Source organism: Arthrobacter sp. SAFR-023 (assembly GCF_051965295.1).
GTDB lineage: Bacteria > Actinomycetota > Actinomycetes > Actinomycetales > Micrococcaceae > Arthrobacter.
This window is the reverse complement of the sequence record NZ_JBQCMF010000010.1, coordinates 36,533-54,085: the sequence shown is the minus strand read 5'-3', so window position 1 is coordinate 54,085 and position 17,553 is coordinate 36,533. Positions and strand designations below refer to the sequence as shown.

The following is a 17,553-nucleotide window of genomic DNA, read 5'->3' as shown; positions in this document are numbered from 1 at the left end:
CGGACGATAAAGGTGACCACAGCTGAAAGCCCGATGAAGCGGGTCAGCTACCCCAGCCGCCGCTGCCGGAACATCGGAAACTGCTCCCGCACCCGCGCCACCGTCCCCAGCGAAACATCCACTGCCCGCACCCCTGGCTCCAGCCCAAGATCCGCCTCGACGTACCCCATCGGATCCACCAGCAGGCTGCGTCCCACGGACACCGGCGGGGCCTGGCAGACGCCGGCCACGTACACGCTGTTCTCAATCGCCCGGGCCGCATTCAAAGCCAGCCACTGCTCCGTCTTGTGCGTGCCCGGCACCCATGACGAGCAGACCAGCAAAATCTGGGCGCCGGCGTCGGCCAGGGAACGGGCCAACTCCGGGAACCGCAGGTCGTAGCAGGTCATCAGCCCGAACACCGCTCCCCCGGCCTCGAACACTACCGGCTCGGTGGACGGGCCCGGTTTGATGTACGTCGACTCCCCGAAGCCCTGCGCGTCGAACAGGTGGATCTTTCGGTACACGGCCAGCCGCTCACCGGAAGGCCCGAACGCCACCAGCGTGTTGTACGCCCGCCCCTCCTCCTCCGAGGTTTCCACCACGCCCGCCACCAGCGTGACGCCATGGCGCGCAGCGGTGGCCGCAAGTTCCCGGCAGATCGGGCCGTCCAGCGGCTCGGCCAACGCCGGGAACGAGGCGTCCACGGTCTTCTTCTCGTACGTGGCGTACTCCGGGAACGCCACCAGCGTGGCGCCGTCGCCGGCGGCCGACACGGCGAACCGGTCGATCGCGGCGAGGTTCACCGCGATGTCGGTGCCGGATTCCAGCTGACCGAGGGCTATCCTCACGCCAGTCCCTTCCGTCCCGAACCCGATGGCCGCACTAGGCGGCGGCCTCCACGGTGGCCTTCTCCGTCGTCGTCATTTCCGGCGGCGCGGCCCGGAAGCCCCGCGTGATCAGCGCCAAAACCACGACGCCCAGCGCCAGCCACGACAGTCCCAGCATAATGGCGTTGCTGTCCAGCTGGGAGAGCAGGTAGGCGCAGACGATGGCGCCCACCGCCGGGACCACCACGTAGGAAACCACGTTCAGCTGCTCCCCGGCACGGCGCCGGCGCACGTAGTGGAACACCACGGACACGTTGACCAGCGTGAAGGCGGTGAAGGCGCCGAAGTTGATGAACGACGTCGACGTCGCCACGTCCAGGAAGATCGCGATCAGGCCGACGATGCCGGTGATCACCAGGTTCACCACGGGGGTGTGGTACTTCGCGCTGAGCCGGCCGAAGATGGCCTTGGGCAGGACCGAGTCGCGGCCCATGGCGTAGATCAGGCGGGAGGCGCTGGCCTGCGCCGCCAGGCCTGAGGCGAACTGCGCCACCACCAGACCGGCGAGGAACACCGCGCCGAAGAGTTGCCCGCCGATCTGCAGGGCGATGGCGCTGGCCGCGGACGCCGAGTCCTCGAACACGCCGCCCGGGTGCACCAGCTGGGTGACGTAGGAAACGGCCACGAAGATGCCGCCGCCGATCAGCGCGATGAGCATGATGGCGCGGGGCACGTTCCGGCGCGGGTCCACGGTTTCCTCGGTGAGGGTGGTGACGGCGTCGAACCCCAGGAACGAGTACGCCGCGATGGCCGCGCCGGCGGATATGGTGGCGAAGCTGGACGTGCCGTTGAAGAACGGCTCCGTGCTTACCAGGCCGCCAGCGCCGGAGGCGGACACCACGTTGCCGATGGCCAGCACCACGAAGAACACGATCACCAGCAGCTGGAACGCCATCAGCACGTAGTTCGCCTTGTCCGCCACCTTGATGCCCAGGATGTTCAGCACCGTGGTGATGAGGATGAACCCGACAATCCACAGCCACATGGGCACGCCCGGGAACTGCGCGCTCAGGTACGAGGAGCCGATCAGCCAGATCACCATAGGCAGGAACAGGTAGTCCAGCAGGATCGCCCAGCCCACCAGGAAGCCCACCCGGGGATCGATGGAGCGGCGCACGTACGTGTAGGCGGAGCCCGCCACCGGGTAGGCGACCGCCATCCGGCCGTAGCTGTGGGCGGTGAACAGCATGGCCACCATCGCCACGAGGTAGGCCGACGGTGCCGCCCCGCCCGTGGTTTCGGCGATCAGGCCGAAGATGGCCAGGACAATCAGCGGGGTCAGGTACGCCAGGCCGAACAGCACCAGCGACGGCAGCTTCAGCGTGCGGGTCAGGGTTGTAGTCAAGGTTGGTTCCTTAAGCGTTGAAAGTGGGGGGCGTCCAGGTCAGCGGATTGATCCGGCCTTGGTAGACGGGAAGTTCGACGGCGGCCTCACCGTCCCGGAACTGGGACCAGGGACGGTTGAGGTTCTCCGTCCCGTGGGTGCGGACGTGCCCGACGGCGGCCAGGTCAAGGTCCGCCGCCAGCAGCACCGGGGCGTCGTCCCCGGCTTCGGCGATAGTGTTGCCCTCGGGGTCGACGATGATGCTCTTGCCCTGGCCGGTGGGGCCCGCGCAGTTGACGCTAACCATGAACACCTGGTTCACGATGGCGTTCGCCTTGGCCAGCACCAGCTCCTGCCGCCGGTCCGGGGTGGTGGTCTTCACGACGTTGAGAATCACCTCGGCGCCCATCCACGCGAGCTGGCGGGACACCTCCGGGTACCAGGCGTCGTAGCAGATATTCAGGCCCACCCGGCCGATGCCGGCCAGGTCCACGGTGGTGAACCGGTCGCCGGGATCGTAGGGCTCGAACGGGCGCCAGGGGAAGATCTTCCGGTAGTAGCCGGCCAGCTCACCCTCCGGGGACAGGACCAGCTGGGTGTTGAACAGCTGGCCTTCCGGGCCGCGCTCGCAGACGCTGCCCGGAACCAGCCAGATGCCCAGGTCCGCGGCGAGCTCTTTGAGCTCTTTGATTCTCGGCCCGTCGAGCGGTTCGGCGGACTCCTGCAGCGCTTCGGTGCGCTGCCGGTCCGGGGCGCCGTCCCCGAACAGGTGGAGTTCCGGGAAGACCACCAGTTTGCTGTCCGGCTTGGTCTTGAGGGCGGCCGCGACCTCGTCCGCGAAGGCCGAGACGGGTTCGCCGATGAGCCGCGGCCGGGCCTGGGCAGCAATGAGGGGAAGGATTCGTTGCATGGGTTTTCTCCGAGCTGGGGTGTGATCTGAGCTATATTAGATCAGAATGATCCAATTATGGGAAGGGGTAGCCGGTGGGCCGTAAAGTAGCGGATATGACCCGTCAGCTGGAGGACACAGTTTCCCCCATCGGTTCCGGTGCCCTTGCCGGCATCGACCGCCGCAGCGCCATCGACGCCGTCCGGCTGCGCATCGGCATGGCCATCTCGCTGGGGTTATTGAAGCCCGGCGAGCGCCTGCCGGACCAGGAGGACGTGGCGCTCGGCCTGTCCGTCAGCCCGATCACCGCCCGCCGCGCGCTGGCCAGTCTGGCGGACCAGGGCGTGGTGGTCCGCCGCCGTGGCCGGGCCGGCGGAACCTTCGTGGCGGACGAGCCGCCGCGCGATGTGCTCGCCGAGCTCACGGCATCGCCCGCCGAGTCGCAGGCTGTGAACCGGCTGGTGGACCGGCGGCTGCTTTTCGAATGCGCGGTGACGCACTACGCGGCCGTCAATGCGTCACCCGAACAGCTGGACGAGCTGGAGCGGCTGACCCGCGAGATGGCCGAGTCCACGGACTGGTCCGCGTACCACCAGGCGGACGAGCAGTTCCACCAGCTGGTGGGCGCGGCGTCCTGTCTGGGGACCGCCGTCGGGGTTTATCACGAGACGCTGGCCGAGCTCTATGCCTACTTCATCCCCTACCCCATCGAGCTGCTGCACAAGTCGAACTGCGACCACGTCGACCTGGTGGCAGCGCTGCGCGCACACGACGGGGACACCGCCGTCGAAATCTCACGGAAGCACGTGGACATTCTGCACCGGACCATGTTCATGGGCCTGGCACAGGGCGGATCCCAACCTGCGCACGCCTGAACCGGTCCACTACCCGGTCTGCCGCCCAAATGCGGCACAACACTTCGTGCCCGGATCCGGAATAGGGAAGTCCGGCCACAAGGTTGTGGCAAACATGAAGGCAATCACTTACAGCACCTACGGAAACCCCGACGTCCTCGAATACGGCGATCAGCCGAAGCCTAAAGTCGGACCCGGAATGGTCCTGGTCAGGGTCAAAGCAGCCGCAGTGAACCCGGTGGACTGGAAGATCATGACCGGCTACCTGGACGCAGCAATGGACCTGGAGTTCCCCGCGATCCCCGGCTGGGACGTGACGGGGGTCGTGGAGTCGGTGGGCATCGATGCCCGGCAGTTCAAGCCCGGCGACGAGGTCATCGCCTATGGCCGCAAGGACTACGTCCACGGCGGAAGTTTTGCCGAGTACATCGCGCTGCCGGAGCGGGTCGTGGCGCGGAAGCCCGCCTCGCTGGGATGGACTGAATCGGCTGGCCTGCCCCTGGCTGGGCTGACCGCGTACCAGGTCCTCAACCGGTTGGGCCTGAAGGCGGGCGAAACTGTTCTGATCCACGGTGGTTCCGGGGGCGTGGGATCGCTTGGCATCCAGATCGCCGCAGCCATGGGCGCCAGTGTCATTGCCACCGCCTCGGAGAAGAACCACGGATTCCTCCGCTCCCTGGGTGCCGAGCCGGTTGCCTACGGGGATGGGCTCGCAGAGCGCGTACGCGCGCTGCGCCCTGACGGCGTGGACGTGGTTGCCGACTTCGTGGGCGGAAACCTCGAAGCAACGCTGGCGGTGCTGGCCGAAGGGGGCCGGCATGCTTCGATCGCCGACAGCGAAGCGGAGAAGCATGGCGGCACCTGGATGTGGGTCAGCCCCGTAGGTGCCGACCTGCAGGAACTGGCCGACTTGGTGGACAGCCGGAAAATCCGTGTTGAAGTTGCCGAAGTCTTCCCGCTGGAAAAGGCGGCGGATGCCTTCCGGTCCAACATGCAGGGACACACCCGCGGCAAGGTCATCGTTGCCGTGGAACAGGATTCCTGATCCCGCAGCTGGTGCCTTAAGGCTCCGTCCCACCGGACTGCGACGGCGGCACCTAAGCCTTGGTGCCGCCGTCGTACATCCTGCGCGGGTAGCCGGCCGGAGGCTACCGCCTGCTGCGGGCCGTGCTGTCCGTGTCCTCCCCCACGCCAGCGTCCGCATCCTGGTATGCCACGGCCGCGGAGGTGTCTTCATGGACCGCTCTGTCACCGAGGGCACCCCCGCCGCCGTCGCCAACCCCGCCGCTGCGGGTCTTGACCAGGCTGGCCGCGGTGGCCACCAGGATGGCGGCAGCGATAAAGAGCAGTGAGAACCAGATGGGGATCTCAGGCACCCACAGGAGCGGCTGGCCACCGTTGATGAAGGACACCTCGTTGACGTGCAGGGCGTGGAAGACCAGCTTCACACCGATGAACGCCAGGATGACGGCCAGGCCCTGCGCGAGGTACACCAGGCGTTCCAGCAGTCCTCCGATGAGGAAGAACAGCTGCCGCAGGCCCATCAGGGCGAAAGCGTTGGCGGTGAAGACGATATACGCCTCGCTCGTCAGGCCGTAGATTGCGGGAATCGAGTCGACCGCAAAGATCACGTCCACAAAGCCGATGGCAATGATGGTGAGCAGCATCGGCGTCACGAACCGCTTGCCGTCCAGGTTCACAGTGAGCCTGTCCCCGTGGTAGTCCGGGGTGACCGGCAGGACGCGGCGCACGAATGTCATGAACCTGCCGTCGGCCGGGTTGCCGTCATGGCCGCCGAAGGCCTGCCGGTACGCGAGGAAGAGCAGCAGGGCGCCGAAGATGTAGAACACCCAGGAGAAGTTCTCAATCAGCGTGGCCCCGACGGCGATGAAGCCGCCGCGCAGGATGAGGGCGATGATGATGCCCACCATCAGCACCTTCTGCTGGTACTTCCTGGGCACAGCGAACCCTGTCATCACGATGAGGAAGACGAACAGGTTGTCGACGGACAGGGCTTTTTCGGTGAGATAACCGGCGAAGTACTCGCCGCCGAACGTCCAGCCCGACACCGTTCCAATCCCGACGCCGAAGAGCAGCGCGAGTCCGATGTAAAACGCCGACCAGCGCGCCGATTCGCCGATTGACGGTTCGTGGGGTTTGCGGACGTGGGCGAAGAACTCGTAGACGAAGAACAGGATGGTCACGGCGATGGTGATGATCCAGACCAGAGGGGTTACCTGCATGGTGGGCTCCAAAGGGGTAGGCGTTGACATGTACGCCAAGGTCTCCTCCGCCCGGATGAACCGGAGCCGGCGGCCCGGGATGCATCGCTGCATCCGTATTGACGGGCCACTCGCTGACGGGAGTACTCCCCTTGATGGGTTAAATCGTAACTGATTAGCGGGCGGCTACCACCAGGCTGACGAGCAGTTCCACCAACTGTCGACCTGGTGGCAGCGCTGCGCGCGCACGACGGGGACATCGCCGTCGAAATCTCACGGAAGCACGTGGACATCCTGCACCGGACGATGTTCATGGGGCTGGCGGAGGGAACGCCAGGGACGGCAGATCTCCTAGGAACCTAGGCGCATGCCCATGGCGTTCTCGCCCGTCATCCATTCCGGACCCGACGGCGCGAACCCCGGATCCATCAGGAAATCCGCCAGCGCCGCTTCAACGGTCCCAAGGTCGTTGACGAACCGCGAAGGAATGAATCCCGTCACCGGGCCCATCGGCACATCCACCGATTCGTCCGCCACCTGCCCGGGCCGCACCAGCACCGCCCATGACCCCACCTGCCCGGCCTTCGGACGTCGATGGCACACCAGCCCGGATGCCGCATTTCCGGCCACCTCGAAACGGGCCGCCCCATGCTCAACGGCCAGGCGCCCGCGTGCACGCCCGTCCAGGGAAATCAGTGCACTGGCAGCCGCATTCCGGGCCTCCGCCGCGGTGTTGAACCCGTGCCCGTTCACCGTCCACGCCGCCGTTGGCTTGGAGCTCCCGGTTGCCAGCCTCCACGCCGTTCCCAGATTCGTTCCCGCAACGAAACCTCCCATCCACGCTATGCCCGCTGCCGAATTGACGTTGATCCCCAGGACCAGGCACATGGCCAGGGAACCGAAGAGACACAGCATGGACACCCACGCGTGGCGTGAGCCGAACCGAAAGAGCCAGATCCCCAGCGCGGCGCCGGCAGCCAGCGCTGTAAAGACGGGCCACGTTGCCTCGATCCGGCCAAAGAGGACCAACGCCAGCGAGCCAAGAAAGATGGCGCTGCCAAGGATGAAGTAGCCAAGCCCGGACTCGCGTTTCCTCTTTGCAGGCCGCGTGCTTCGCTTGTCCGCCGTTCCCGGTCGCATCGTATCCACCAACCCCATACGGCCTTGACCGTGTCATCGCCCCAGCCGATGACGGCACCGCCGTCCGACCCTTCCAGGTACCAATGTTATTGGGTTGCGCGGCGCCGTTGTTTCATCGACTGCCCGGTCGATTTGCTTGCTCGGGGAAGCCGTTTTTCCCTGCACACACGCGGTTTTCAGGAGTAGGCTGTGGACGTCGGCAGGATTCCTGCGACTCCTGCCGCGAGGCCGGCTATCCACCTGAAGAGCCGGTAACCAGCGCGAAAGGGCGACCAATGACTACCGCTTCACACCACGCCCACCACCACGCCATGGGGTTGTCCCTCCACAACACCGCCATGGGTCTTGGTGTGGTTTTCCTGCTGGTTGGGGTCCTCGGGTTCATCCCGGGAATCACCACCAACTACGGCGCCATGAGCTTTGCCGGATACGACTCCGGGGCAATGCTGCTCGGAGTGTTCCAGGTGTCCGTGCTGCACAACATCGTCCATTTGCTGTTCGGCGCGGCCGGCATCGCAATGGCCCGGACCGCCTCGTCGGCCCGCTGGTTCTTGCTTGGCGGCGGCATCGTCTACATAGTTCTGTGGCTGTACGGCCTGGTCATCGACATGAACACGGGGGCCAACTTCGTCCCGTTCAATGCCGCCGACAACTGGCTGCACCTGATCCTCGGCCTGGCCATGGTCGGCTTGGGCCTCTGGCTCGGCAGGGATGCCATGGACCGGACGAGGGGAAGCGCCACGCCATAGCGCGGACTCACGGTCCTGAATTAACCGACGACGGCGGCCGTCCCCCGGGCAGGGATTCTGCTCTGGGGACGGCCTACAGCGTGCTCAAAGATCCCCGCCGCCGCTACAGATAGTCTCCGGCATGTTCGCGGGCAATCTCCAGCAAGGTGGAGTGAAAAGCCACCTCAGCCGGGGCGTAGACCTTGTCCTGGCGCTGGGCCAGCAGCACCCGCCGCAGGGGTGCGGCGGAGCCGAGGCTGATGACCCGGACGTCAGGGTGCTGCAGGGCCACAGCGGTCTTGGGCACCATGGCCACGCCCATCCCGACGCTCACCATCGCCTGGGCCTCCTGGTAGTCGTTGGCCAGGAAGCCGATCGTTGGTTCGAACCCGGCCTCATGGGCAGAGCGCTGCAGTACTTCCACCACGGGGTGGGCCTCGGCCCGCACTATCCACGATTCCTTCCGGAGCTCTTCCATTCTTATCTCTTCGCGGTCCGCGAGCGGGTGCCCGCGCGATACCAGGATGACCGTGCTTTCCTGGAAGACCTCCGTGATCCGGATGGAGTCATCGTGGAAGCGATTCCATGGGTAGTCCCAGAGCAGGCACAGCCCGGTGACTCCCGACTGCAGGTCATCAACAAGCTCCTCGAAGCGTGCACTTCGCAGCGAGAGCCCGATCGCCGGGTACCTCTTCTTGAAGGCCCGGATGACAACGGGCATGAATGACCCGGCGAGAGTCGGAAACGTCCCCACTGTCAGGGAACCGCGCTTGAGTCCCGCGATTTGGTCCAGGTCGGACTGGGCGGCCCGCATCTGCCCAATGATCTTGCGGGCGTGGCCTGCAAGCACCTGCCCAGCCTCCGTAGGGACCACACCGCGCGAGCGGCGGTTGAGGAGAGGCTGCCCGACTTCCTGTTCGAGCTTCCGCAGCTGCTGGGAGACGGCCGAGGGCGTGTACAGCATCAGTTCGGCCGCAGCAGTGATCGATCCCTGCTCGACGACCTCCACCAGCAGGGCCAGCCGCCGGATATCAAATAAGTCTTGGGCTTCATCGTTAACCACTGCTTCACCCTTCTCCGCCATTGGTTCATTCTATGCAGACTCCGCATTTCATGCGGCTTCTTTAGGCGTACTAGCTGGTCTGAGAGGAGATCCAGGGCGACTTCCAAGCCTGCAGTTGCAGTGAATGAAGAAGGACTACACAGTAGTTCAGAAATCCAACATTGTCTTCATTTGTGATCTAGCTCAATCTCGATACAGGCCCCGAACACATCGCGGCAGTCGAGAAGCAAGGAACGGGATCATGAAGATCGAAGCGGAGTGGATGCGCGGAGGCACCAGCAAGTGCTGGGTCTTCGAAACCGGACAGCTGGGCGAAACGGGAACCAGCCCGGACGTGCTGCTTCCCCGGCTGTTCGGCAGCCCGGACCACCGGCAGATCGACGGCGTTGGCGGGGCAACCTCCACCACCAGCAAAGCGATGATCCTTCACCGTCCCGCAGATGATGACGTTGATGTCGAGTTCACCTTCGCCCAGGTAGGCATCGAAGAGGCCGCTGTGGACTGGGGCAGCAACTGCGGCAACTGCTCGGCAGTGGTGGGCCTGTACGCCATCGAAAAGGGCTGGGTGATTCCCACCAGCGACGTCACCCGGATCGTCACCCGCAACACCAACACCGGCCAGATCATCATCCAGCGGGTGTCCACGCCGTCCGGTGCCCTGCCGATCGTGCCGCAGGCCCAGATGCCCGGCGTCCCGTTCCCCGGGTACCGGGTGGGGCTCGGCTTCCAGGATCCGGCCGGCAAGACCACCGGCCAGCTGCTTCCAACAGGTTCAGCCTCAGACACCATCACCGCCGGCGGAACCCGCTGGACCGTCTCCATGGTCGACGCCGGAGCACCGGTAGTCATTCTCCGGGCTGAGGACCTGGGCCTTGACCCGGAGCGCTACCACAGCTGGTCCGCCGGGGTAGAACTGCAACTGGAGACGCTGGAGCACATCCGCCGCCAGGCGGCAGTGCGGATGGGGCTCGCAGCCACCACCGCTGAGGCGGCGCGTGCCGTCCCCAAGGTGGCGATCGCAGCTTCACCGGCCCAGGCAGACTCGGAAAGCGACGTCAGCGTCATGATGCTCTCGATGGGCAAGCCCCACCCGGCGCTCGCCATCACCGGCAGCATCGCACTGACCCTCGCCGCCCGCACCCCGGGCACTGTGCTTAACAACATCACCGGCAGCACCGTTCGCCCCACCCTGCGGCTGCAGACCCCGGCCGGCGTCATCGAAACCTGGAGCGAGGAACAGTCCGGATCGCTGCTGGTCGGCGTCGACCGGACCGCCCGCACCATCGCAACCACCACCATCCACCTCCCCGAGGCCCTCGGCAGCGCCGTCGACGCCTCCTTCGCCAGCGCCACCAACTGAGCTGGGCCACCAACTGACCTGCGCCACTCAACGAGGAGACAGCATCATGACTAAGACTGAAGAACAAACTGCACCCCTGGAAGGCGACACCCTCGACGTCGAGTCCCGGCATCCGAACCGTCGCCGCCGTATCCTGCTGATGACGGTAGCCGCCACCGCTATTCTGGGTCTGGCCGCCATCCTGTTCGGGGGTGTCATGTTCAGCCCCGCGGCCGCCTCGGAATCGGAGCCGACCATGACCGCCACCCAGATCATCCCGCTCGTCATCCTCGTGGTGATGTTCGTCGTCGCTACCAAATGGCCGCTGAACATCGGCGTGATGGGTCTGGTGGCATCCTTCGGCGTCGGATACTTCATGCTCGGAATGACCGACAAGGAAATCCTCACGGACTTCCCGGCCAGCATCGTCCTGACGATCATCGGCGTCACCTACTTCTTCAGCATGGCCCAGCGGAACGGGTCCATCGACATCATCGTCCAGACCTGCGTGCGCCTGGTCAGGGGCAAGACAATGCTCCTGCCGTGGGTGTTCTTCCTCATGGCTGCCGCACTGACGGCACTGGGCACCTTCTCCCCGGCCGCCGTCGCACTCCTGGCCCCGGCAGCACTGGGACTTGCTTACGAATCACGCATCCACCCTGTCCTCATGGGCGCGTTTGTCATCAACGGAGCCCACGCCGGCGGCTTCTCCCCGCTGTCCGTCGCCGGCGTGCTGGTGCATGACATCTCCGTGAAAAACGGATTCCCCATCGAGCAGGGGGCGCTGTTCACGGCAAGCTTCGCCCTCAACTTCATCCTTTCGGCCCTGACCATCGTGCTGTTCGCCCTCCTCGGCAAGCTGCGCGACCAGCACGCCAACGAGTACGCCGGCCTGGACACGCCCCGCGTGGGACGCCCCCAGGGCCAGCAGATCTTCACGCTCGCACTGATCGCTGCGATCCTCGTGTGCACCCTGGGCTTCCACATGCCCATCGGATTCGTTGCCCTCTCCGCCGGGCTCCTGCTGGCCTTCGTCAACATCAAGGAACACAAATCGTTCATTAGCGGTGTTTCCTGGTCCACCGTCCTGCTGGTGGCGGGCATGATCACCTACGTCTCCCTGCTCCAGCACGTCGGCGTCATCGACACCCTCGCGGAGATGGCCCTCGCCCTGGGAGCACCGCTCCTGATCGCACTGGTCCTCTGCTACGTCATCGGCGTCGGCTCCGCCTTCGCCTCCTCCACGGCCCTGCTGACCGCGTTCATCCCCATGGCCGGCCCGCTGCTGGCAACGAGCTCCCTGAGCGCCTCGGGAACCGTCGCGGCACTCGCCATCGCGGCCACCGTCGTCGATGTCTCCCCCTTCTCCACCGACGGCGCGCTCGTCGTCGCCAACGCCCGGGACAATGACCGCCAGCGCGTTTACAAGCAGCTCATGATGTACGCCGGAGGCGTGGTTGTCGCAGCACCCGCCCTGGCCTGGGCCCTGCTGGTACCCACCGGCATCATGTGATCCCCTCCCGGAGGGAACACACCAGGGTTTCTGCCAGTCGCTGACCATCGGCAGGCAGGACTGCCGGATAAACATCCGGCAAGCGGACGGAACGGCCCTGCACTCCATCGCAACAGGTAGCCCGAAAGCCGGGCGCAGGAATGAACCCGTACGCACCACAGGCAGGGCGGCTCAGCCGCCCTGCCTTTTCGCGTGCCAGGCCAAACGTAGGAGGAAGAGGCCGCGTCCGGGCCGGGGCGGCGGCGTAATGGCAGCGCTCACAGACGCGTGAGGCCCCTCGTCCTAATTGCGGACAGGTCTATCCAGCCCGTGCAGGCTGGCGCAATATAACCCCATGAAAAAACTCATCATGGCCAGTGTCACCGCGGCAGTTCTGGGGTTCGGCACCATCAGCCTGGCAGCCACAGGCACCGCGGCGGCCCCCGAGCCTTCGCAGGCCACCGGCCAAATCCTCGTCAAGTTCCGCGACAACGGCGCCGCGGGCGGCCTGCTGCGGCAGCAGGGCCTCGGGGAGGGATCCGACGTCGGGAGCACCGGAGGCCGCGTCATCAGGGTTCCGGCCGGCAAGGAATCCCAGCTGATCGACGCCCTGAACCGCAACCCCGCAGTTGAGTACGCCGAGCCGGACGAGGTGGTTTCCGCCACTACGGCCGACACGTATTTCCCGCGCCAGTACGCCCTGCAGAACACCGGACAGTCGTTTACCAACACCGCCGGCACCATCTCTGTGCCCGCAGGCGAACCCGACGCCGACGTGGACGCCGTGGAGGCGTGGAAGGTCACCACCGGAAACGGCATCAAAGTGGCGGTCCTCGATTCTGGAGTCGCAACTGATAACCCGGACATCAACCCGAAGGTTGTCCTGCGGGCCAACTTCAGCGGTGCAACAAGCAATGAAGACATTTATGGGCACGGTACCCACGTGGCCGGCATTGTCGCCGCCATGCACAACACCTCGGGCGTGGCTGGCGTGTGCCCGGGATGCACCATTCTGGCCGGCAAGGTCCTCAACGACAGCGGGGTTGGCTCCAGCTCGGGCCTTGCCAACGGCATCAACTGGGCGGTCAGCAACGGCGCGAAGGTGATCAACATGAGTATCGGCGTGCGGGCATCACGCACCCTCGAGACCGCGGTCAACAACGCCTGGAGCAAGGGCGTGGTGCTGGTTGCCGCAGCAGGCAACGGCGGCAACCAGACCAAGATCTACCCAGGCGCCTATCCCAACGTCATCGCCGTCGGCGCCACCGACAACAAGGACGTTAAAGCATTTTTCTCAACCTACGGAGCCAGCTGGGTGGACATCGCGGCCCCCGGAGTCAATGTCTACTCAACGTTCCCGAACCACAAGACCGTCATCGGGACGCAGAACAACCGCTCTTTCGGTTACGACGTCGGCAACGGCACCTCCATGTCAGCACCCATCGTCGCCGCAACTGCCGCACTGACCTGGAGCTCCCACCCCGGCGCCACGAACACGTCAGTCCGCGCCAACGTGGAATCCGGCGCCGATGACGATGTTGCTGGCACGGGCACATACTGGGCCCACGGCCGGGTGAACGCGTTCGACGCCGTCTCAGCACCGTAACGACGGCGGCGCACCGTAGCGACGGCGGCCTGTAGCGGCGGGGCGGTCATCCGGGAACCCTCTTCCCTTGTGACCGCCCCTCTGCAGCCTGCCCTACTGACCTGCCCCTACTGACCGGGGGCCCGGTAGGACGGGGTCTTTTTGGCCGCCTCGTCGATCTCCTCCGGCGTCAGGAGCGGCTTCAGCCGCACGTTCACGTTGCCCGACGAATTAATCATCAGCGACAGGGCTGCCGCGCCTGCCGGGTCGGGGACATCGAAGACGCCCAAGACGTCAGTGTCCCCGAAGGCGTAGTAGAAACTCTCGAGTGAACCGCCAACGGACTTGAGGGCGTCGGTCAGCGCGGCACGCCTCGCCGTCCCGCCTTCGCGCATGAGCCCCTTGATTCCTTCACCCACGTAATTGGCCTCAAACAAATACTTGGTCATGGTCATTTCCTGTTCCGCGATGTCCACACAGGCACCCGCGGGCATGCCTGGCACCCTCGCCGGCAGGTCCTGGAACGGTCCCCGAATGGGGCCGTGCGCACAGCGTAGGCCCACTTCCGTGCACTGACAACGGTCCTCCGGAAAGTCCGCGGGCGGCTCGGGTTGGCGGCCCGGCGAGCTCCATGGAACCCGGGCCATGCAGCATCGCTAGCCGCATAACGATGGCCATGGTGGCCGCACCCGGTTCGGCAAGTTCTGCTCAACCGGTTCCGGCTCGATGACAGGATAGATGCCGGTGGTGGGCAAGGATGCTCGAGACTGCGCGCAACACCGTCTCCGATAGCCGGTGCGACCTGGTCACTGAAGTCCTGGGCCTGTGGCTGGTGCTGGCCGTCTTCCTTCTAGGGAGCGCGGCCCGCGCAGGGCGGAGCCCATGGGTCCAGCGATCATTGACCCCTCCTTCATGTAATGACAAACCGCCAAACATGATGCGCCCCCGGACTTGGAGCGGCACACTGCGCTGATGCCATTTCTGGAGGGCCAACATGAAGGTTTCAATGAGTTCGACGGCGGCATTCCACGGGACAACCGGGCGGGACATCGCGGTGGCCAAGGCGGCGGGTACGACGCCGTCGAACTCCAGACGCCCAAGCTGTTCCGGTTTCTCGACGCCGGCTACACCGGGCACGCTCAGCCCTGACGACCCGAGGTTCCGCGGCACGTTGGGCATGAGTGACAAGGAGGCTCTTAGCGACACTGCCCGGCGGGTGGCGCTCGCCGCGGACATCGCCGCCGACCATGGCGTCAGCCTCTACCTCGAACCACTCGCCTGGGCTCCCGTCAACCGCGTCAGCCAGGCCCTGCAGATTCTTCGAGACCATTGACCGGTCCAGCATGAAGCTGTGCGTCGACTTCCGGCACTTCTGGGCCTCCGGCGACACCCCAGAAGACATCGTCGTCCTGCCCGCGGCCCAGATCGCCGCCGTCCACGTCTGCGACGGCCTGCACGTACCGCCGGGCGAAGTGCCCGACCAGTTGATCTCACGCAACGTCTGGACCGGGGCGGGCAACATCCCGCTGCAGGAGTGGATCGACGCCTGCAAGGCCACCGGCTACGACGGCTGGTACTGCCCGGAGATCTTCTGCGACAAGGTGGCCGACCTCGCCGACACCCTCGTTGCCTCAACCCTGCGCAACACCGTACAGATGCTCCTCGCCTGACAGTTTCTGCGGCGGGTTCTTTATTGAGGTCCTGTACTGAGGCCCTGCGCTGCGGTGTGAGCAGACGGATACAAAGACGAAACGTTGAGTCGTCCCGGTGAAACATGCCGTGGCTACGCTAATTCCTACCTGAGAGACGGTCGGTCCGCAGGTCGATTGAGAGGAAATAGCCATGCTTTGGAATACCTTGAACCTGTTCTTCACCTCGCGCACTGACGGAAACTCCGCACTCGGCGAGGCCGGGTCGAACACCGACTTTCCCCAGGGCCAGCTCACTTCCGCAGCCTGGGAAGGCTGGTGGGACAGCGCCGCGCAGGCATGACCTGCAGTGGCTGCGGTGGCTGGGGCATCAGTGAAGCCATCCGAGTTGCTGGCAGGGTGGTCGTCTAGAAGACTGCAGGGATGATGCTGGGGGAAGACTCGAGACCCGTGGAGTTCCGGACATATATGCCCCTGCGGTACCGAGCAGTCCTGGTGTTGCCGGCACAGCTGTTGTCTTGATTCTGTTGGCTAGCGGGCCCTGGCCCTGGCTGGCAGTGCCCGTGGCATCGGCGCCCGCATTCCGCGGTGAAGACGGTGGGCGGGCCGGGCGGTCATTCAGCGCGCTCGCGGGAGAATTCCTTAGGGCTGGCCAATGCTTTGGTACGCTCACCGCAAGGGACGCAGCAGCGCGAGGAGGGTTAGGCGTGACAGAACCTACGGGCAGCACCGAACTTGAGGACCAGGGGCTGCCTCTGACAGCCCTGGCCGTGGCGGCGGGCCGGGCCGTCGAGACGTCGCGGGCCGATCCGCTCGTGGCGGATCCCTACGCCTCAGCCCTGGTGGTGGCCGCCCGCTCCCACCTTGACCTGCCGACGGTGTGGCCCTCTGAACCGTCGGCGGCTCCTCCCCTGCAGCAGCCTCTCCTGCTTGCTTCCATTTACATCGGCATGCGGACCAGGTTCATCGACGACTTCCTGCAGTCCCATCCCGCCACCATGCAGACGGTGGTTCTCGGTGCGGGCCTCGATACTCGGGCCTACCGGCTGACCTGGCCGGCCGGCGCCATGGTCATTGAGATCGACAGCGCCAACGTCCTGGACTTCAAGGCCCACGTGCTGAGCCGGCTTTCGGCGGAGCCCGCGTGCGAACTGGTCAGTCTGCCCGCCGACCTGTCCCTGCCGTGGCGGGAGGCACTGCTGGCCGCCGGTTTTGAGCCTGCCCAGCCAACCACCTGGGTCCTCGAGGGCCTGCTGCCGTACCTCGATTCCGCCGCCCAGCATGCGGTGCTGGGCGAAGTCGCGGCATTGTCTGCGCCGGGATCGCGGACGGTGATTGAACGGGCCGTGCCGCTGCCGAAGACGGACGACATCGAAGCCAAGCTGCGCGAGTTCAGTGAGCAGACGGGTCTGCCCATGAGCGAGCTGCTGGCGCGGGCCGATCCGCCGGATCCCGTCGAGCTGCTGGAGGCAGCAGGCTGGTACTGCAGCAGTCACTCGGTGGAGGAGCTGTGTTCGAGCTACGGCCGCGTACTGTCGCTTGACCCCTCGGTTGGCAGGACCGCAGCAGAGCAGCCCGGACCGCAAAACCAAGGCCAGGACCAGTCCCGGGGCGGCTTTGTCACCGCCTGGCTGTCCTGAGCTTGTTCGCGTCACCGCAACTTGGCTAGGCTGCAATGCCGTGAGAGAGCACGCAGCTAGGCTGGACATCCGCGTAGTGCAGACTGTCCAGCCTAGCTTTTTCGAATATCTAGCTTCGCAGGTTACTAAAGCGTCCTAGCTTGCAGGGCTGCGGGTTGGATGCGGCTTCCAGCGGCTAAACGGGGATGGACGCATAATGGCTGGTGAGTGTCTTCGACGGCGACCAAGCGCCGTGCCACTCGCGGAACGTGACCCTATGGAAATCCTCTTCATCTCCCGCTTCTGTATTCAAGGCATAATGAACGCTATCAAATGTGTATAGCTTATTTGCCGGTATCCAGACCGACCCCCAAGTGCTACTTCCGAGACGATAATCTGTGCCGTACATGTCATACTCGTACCGGTTCTGATTAATGTTTAGATAGGTTCCCTCAAAGCAATACACGGAAATTTTGTAATTGACCTTCTTGACGTACCTGTTGCTTTCCCACGCCCAATACCAATAGGGGGTTTGGGCGGTCAACGAGCAGGTCGAGTTACTTTGGATCGAATGGCTGGCCGCGACCGTGGAAGTTTGCGCGGTCTTGTTTTCACTTGCTTGGGCGGGCGCGGCCAGCACGGAGGGAATAACTGCGGCAGACAACGCCAGGGCCGCGACCGTTGCCACCCTGCCCCGAAGAGAGCCTTTTGCCTTTTTTACTGGTGCAAACATACGGATTGACTTCTTTCAATGGAGTTTATGATTCCGGAAATCCGGTG

The 17,553-nt window shown here is 65.0% G+C and carries 20 protein-coding genes; 12 read left to right on the top strand and 8 right to left on the bottom strand.

The features are described from left to right. Positions 1-47 precede the first annotated feature (47 nt). From ACTHQX_RS12140 to ACTHQX_RS12130, 3 genes are read right to left on the bottom strand one after another with little or no spacing between them, the layout of a single operon-like run. Positions 48-830: a carbon-nitrogen hydrolase family protein gene (locus ACTHQX_RS12140; protein WP_440157956.1), complete on the bottom strand. Its 783-nt coding sequence runs from the start codon at positions 828-830 to the stop codon at positions 48-50. Positions 831-864: 34 nt separating this feature from the next. After that, positions 865-2,214, bottom strand: coding sequence for an APC family permease (locus ACTHQX_RS12135; protein WP_440157954.1), 1,350 nt, complete (start codon positions 2,212-2,214; stop codon positions 865-867). 10 nt (positions 2,215-2,224) lie between these two features. After that, positions 2,225-3,103, bottom strand: coding sequence for a carbon-nitrogen hydrolase family protein (locus tag ACTHQX_RS12130; protein ID WP_440157953.1), 879 nt, complete (start codon positions 3,101-3,103; stop codon positions 2,225-2,227). Between the two features lie 95 nt (positions 3,104-3,198). Between ACTHQX_RS12130 and ACTHQX_RS12125 the strand changes: the two genes are divergently transcribed. Next, positions 3,199-3,957, top strand: a complete 759-nt coding sequence (locus tag ACTHQX_RS12125; protein ID WP_440157952.1) for a FadR/GntR family transcriptional regulator — start codon at positions 3,199-3,201, stop codon at positions 3,955-3,957. 94 nt (positions 3,958-4,051) lie between these two features. Next, positions 4,052-4,981, top strand: coding sequence for an NADP-dependent oxidoreductase (locus tag ACTHQX_RS12120; RefSeq protein ID WP_440157951.1), 930 nt, complete (start codon positions 4,052-4,054; stop codon positions 4,979-4,981). A gap of 103 nt (positions 4,982-5,084) precedes the next feature. Here ACTHQX_RS12120 and ACTHQX_RS12115 read toward each other — a convergent pair whose 3' ends face one another. Further along, positions 5,085-6,179, bottom strand: coding sequence for a TerC family protein (locus tag ACTHQX_RS12115; protein ID WP_440157949.1), 1,095 nt, complete (start codon positions 6,177-6,179; stop codon positions 5,085-5,087). Positions 6,180-6,386: 207 nt separating this feature from the next. Between ACTHQX_RS12115 and ACTHQX_RS12110 the strand changes: the two genes are divergently transcribed. Next, positions 6,387-6,521 (top strand): hypothetical protein, encoded by a 135-nt coding sequence (locus ACTHQX_RS12110; RefSeq protein ID WP_440157948.1) that lies wholly within the window; start codon positions 6,387-6,389, stop codon positions 6,519-6,521. Here ACTHQX_RS12110 and ACTHQX_RS12105 read toward each other — a convergent pair. After that, a complete protein-coding gene (locus tag ACTHQX_RS12105; protein ID WP_440158046.1) occupies positions 6,510-7,298 on the bottom strand; it encodes a hypothetical protein in 789 nt (262 codons plus the stop codon). The two genes, ACTHQX_RS12110 and ACTHQX_RS12105, sit on opposite strands and share 12 nt — an antisense overlap. 275 nt (positions 7,299-7,573) lie before the next feature. Between ACTHQX_RS12105 and ACTHQX_RS12100 the strand changes: the two genes are divergently transcribed. Beyond that, positions 7,574-8,047 (top strand): DUF4383 domain-containing protein, encoded by a 474-nt coding sequence (locus tag ACTHQX_RS12100; RefSeq protein WP_440157947.1) that lies wholly within the window; start codon positions 7,574-7,576, stop codon positions 8,045-8,047. 103 nt (positions 8,048-8,150) lie between these two features. Here the strand turns inward: ACTHQX_RS12100 and ACTHQX_RS12095 are convergent, their stop codons facing one another. Further along, complete coding sequence (locus ACTHQX_RS12095; protein ID WP_440157945.1) at positions 8,151-9,110, bottom strand: LysR substrate-binding domain-containing protein; 960 nt, start codon at positions 9,108-9,110, stop codon at positions 8,151-8,153. A gap of 220 nt (positions 9,111-9,330) precedes the next feature. Here ACTHQX_RS12095 and ACTHQX_RS12090 point away from each other — a divergent pair, with 220 nt between their 5' ends. The 3 genes from ACTHQX_RS12090 (at position 9,331) to ACTHQX_RS12080 (ending at position 13,526) form a co-directional block, all read left to right on the top strand. After that, positions 9,331-10,449, top strand: coding sequence for a PrpF domain-containing protein (locus tag ACTHQX_RS12090; RefSeq protein WP_440157944.1), 1,119 nt, complete (start codon positions 9,331-9,333; stop codon positions 10,447-10,449). Positions 10,450-10,495: 46 nt separating this feature from the next. Continuing rightward, positions 10,496-11,941, top strand: coding sequence for an SLC13 family permease (locus ACTHQX_RS12085; RefSeq protein ID WP_440157943.1), 1,446 nt, complete (start codon positions 10,496-10,498; stop codon positions 11,939-11,941). Between the two features lie 334 nt (positions 11,942-12,275). Continuing rightward, a complete protein-coding gene (locus ACTHQX_RS12080; protein ID WP_440157942.1) occupies positions 12,276-13,526 on the top strand; it encodes a S8 family serine peptidase in 1,251 nt (416 codons plus the stop codon). Positions 13,527-13,633: 107 nt separating this feature from the next. Here ACTHQX_RS12080 and ACTHQX_RS12075 read toward each other — a convergent pair whose 3' ends face one another. Next, the gene (locus ACTHQX_RS12075; protein WP_111902841.1) at positions 13,634-13,954 is read right to left on the bottom strand and encodes a GYD domain-containing protein; all 321 of its coding nucleotides are present in this window, start codon (positions 13,952-13,954) and stop codon (positions 13,634-13,636) included. A gap of 523 nt (positions 13,955-14,477) precedes the next feature. Between ACTHQX_RS12075 and ACTHQX_RS12070 the strand changes: the two genes are divergently transcribed. From ACTHQX_RS12070 to ACTHQX_RS12050, 5 genes are all read left to right on the top strand, one after another. After that, on the top strand, positions 14,478-14,654 hold the full coding sequence (locus ACTHQX_RS12070; protein ID WP_440157941.1) for a hypothetical protein: 177 nt from the start codon (positions 14,478-14,480) through the stop codon (positions 14,652-14,654). Positions 14,655-14,682: 28 nt separating this feature from the next. Beyond that, entirely contained in the window at positions 14,683-14,838 is a 156-nt protein-coding gene (locus ACTHQX_RS12065) for a hypothetical protein (protein WP_440157940.1), read from the top strand. Between the two features lie 10 nt (positions 14,839-14,848). Further along, positions 14,849-15,175: a sugar phosphate isomerase/epimerase family protein gene (locus ACTHQX_RS12060; RefSeq protein ID WP_440157938.1), complete on the top strand. Its 327-nt coding sequence runs from the start codon at positions 14,849-14,851 to the stop codon at positions 15,173-15,175. Between the two features lie 172 nt (positions 15,176-15,347). Continuing rightward, the gene (locus ACTHQX_RS12055) at positions 15,348-15,497 is read left to right on the top strand and encodes a hypothetical protein (protein ID WP_440157937.1); all 150 of its coding nucleotides are present in this window, start codon (positions 15,348-15,350) and stop codon (positions 15,495-15,497) included. A gap of 364 nt (positions 15,498-15,861) precedes the next feature. Further along, positions 15,862-16,794, top strand: coding sequence for an SAM-dependent methyltransferase (locus ACTHQX_RS12050; protein ID WP_440157936.1), 933 nt, complete (start codon positions 15,862-15,864; stop codon positions 16,792-16,794). Positions 16,795-16,969: 175 nt separating this feature from the next. Here ACTHQX_RS12050 and ACTHQX_RS12045 read toward each other — a convergent pair whose 3' ends face one another. Next, complete coding sequence (locus tag ACTHQX_RS12045) at positions 16,970-17,506, bottom strand: hypothetical protein (protein ID WP_440157935.1); 537 nt, start codon at positions 17,504-17,506, stop codon at positions 16,970-16,972. Positions 17,507-17,553: the final 47 nt, after the last annotated feature.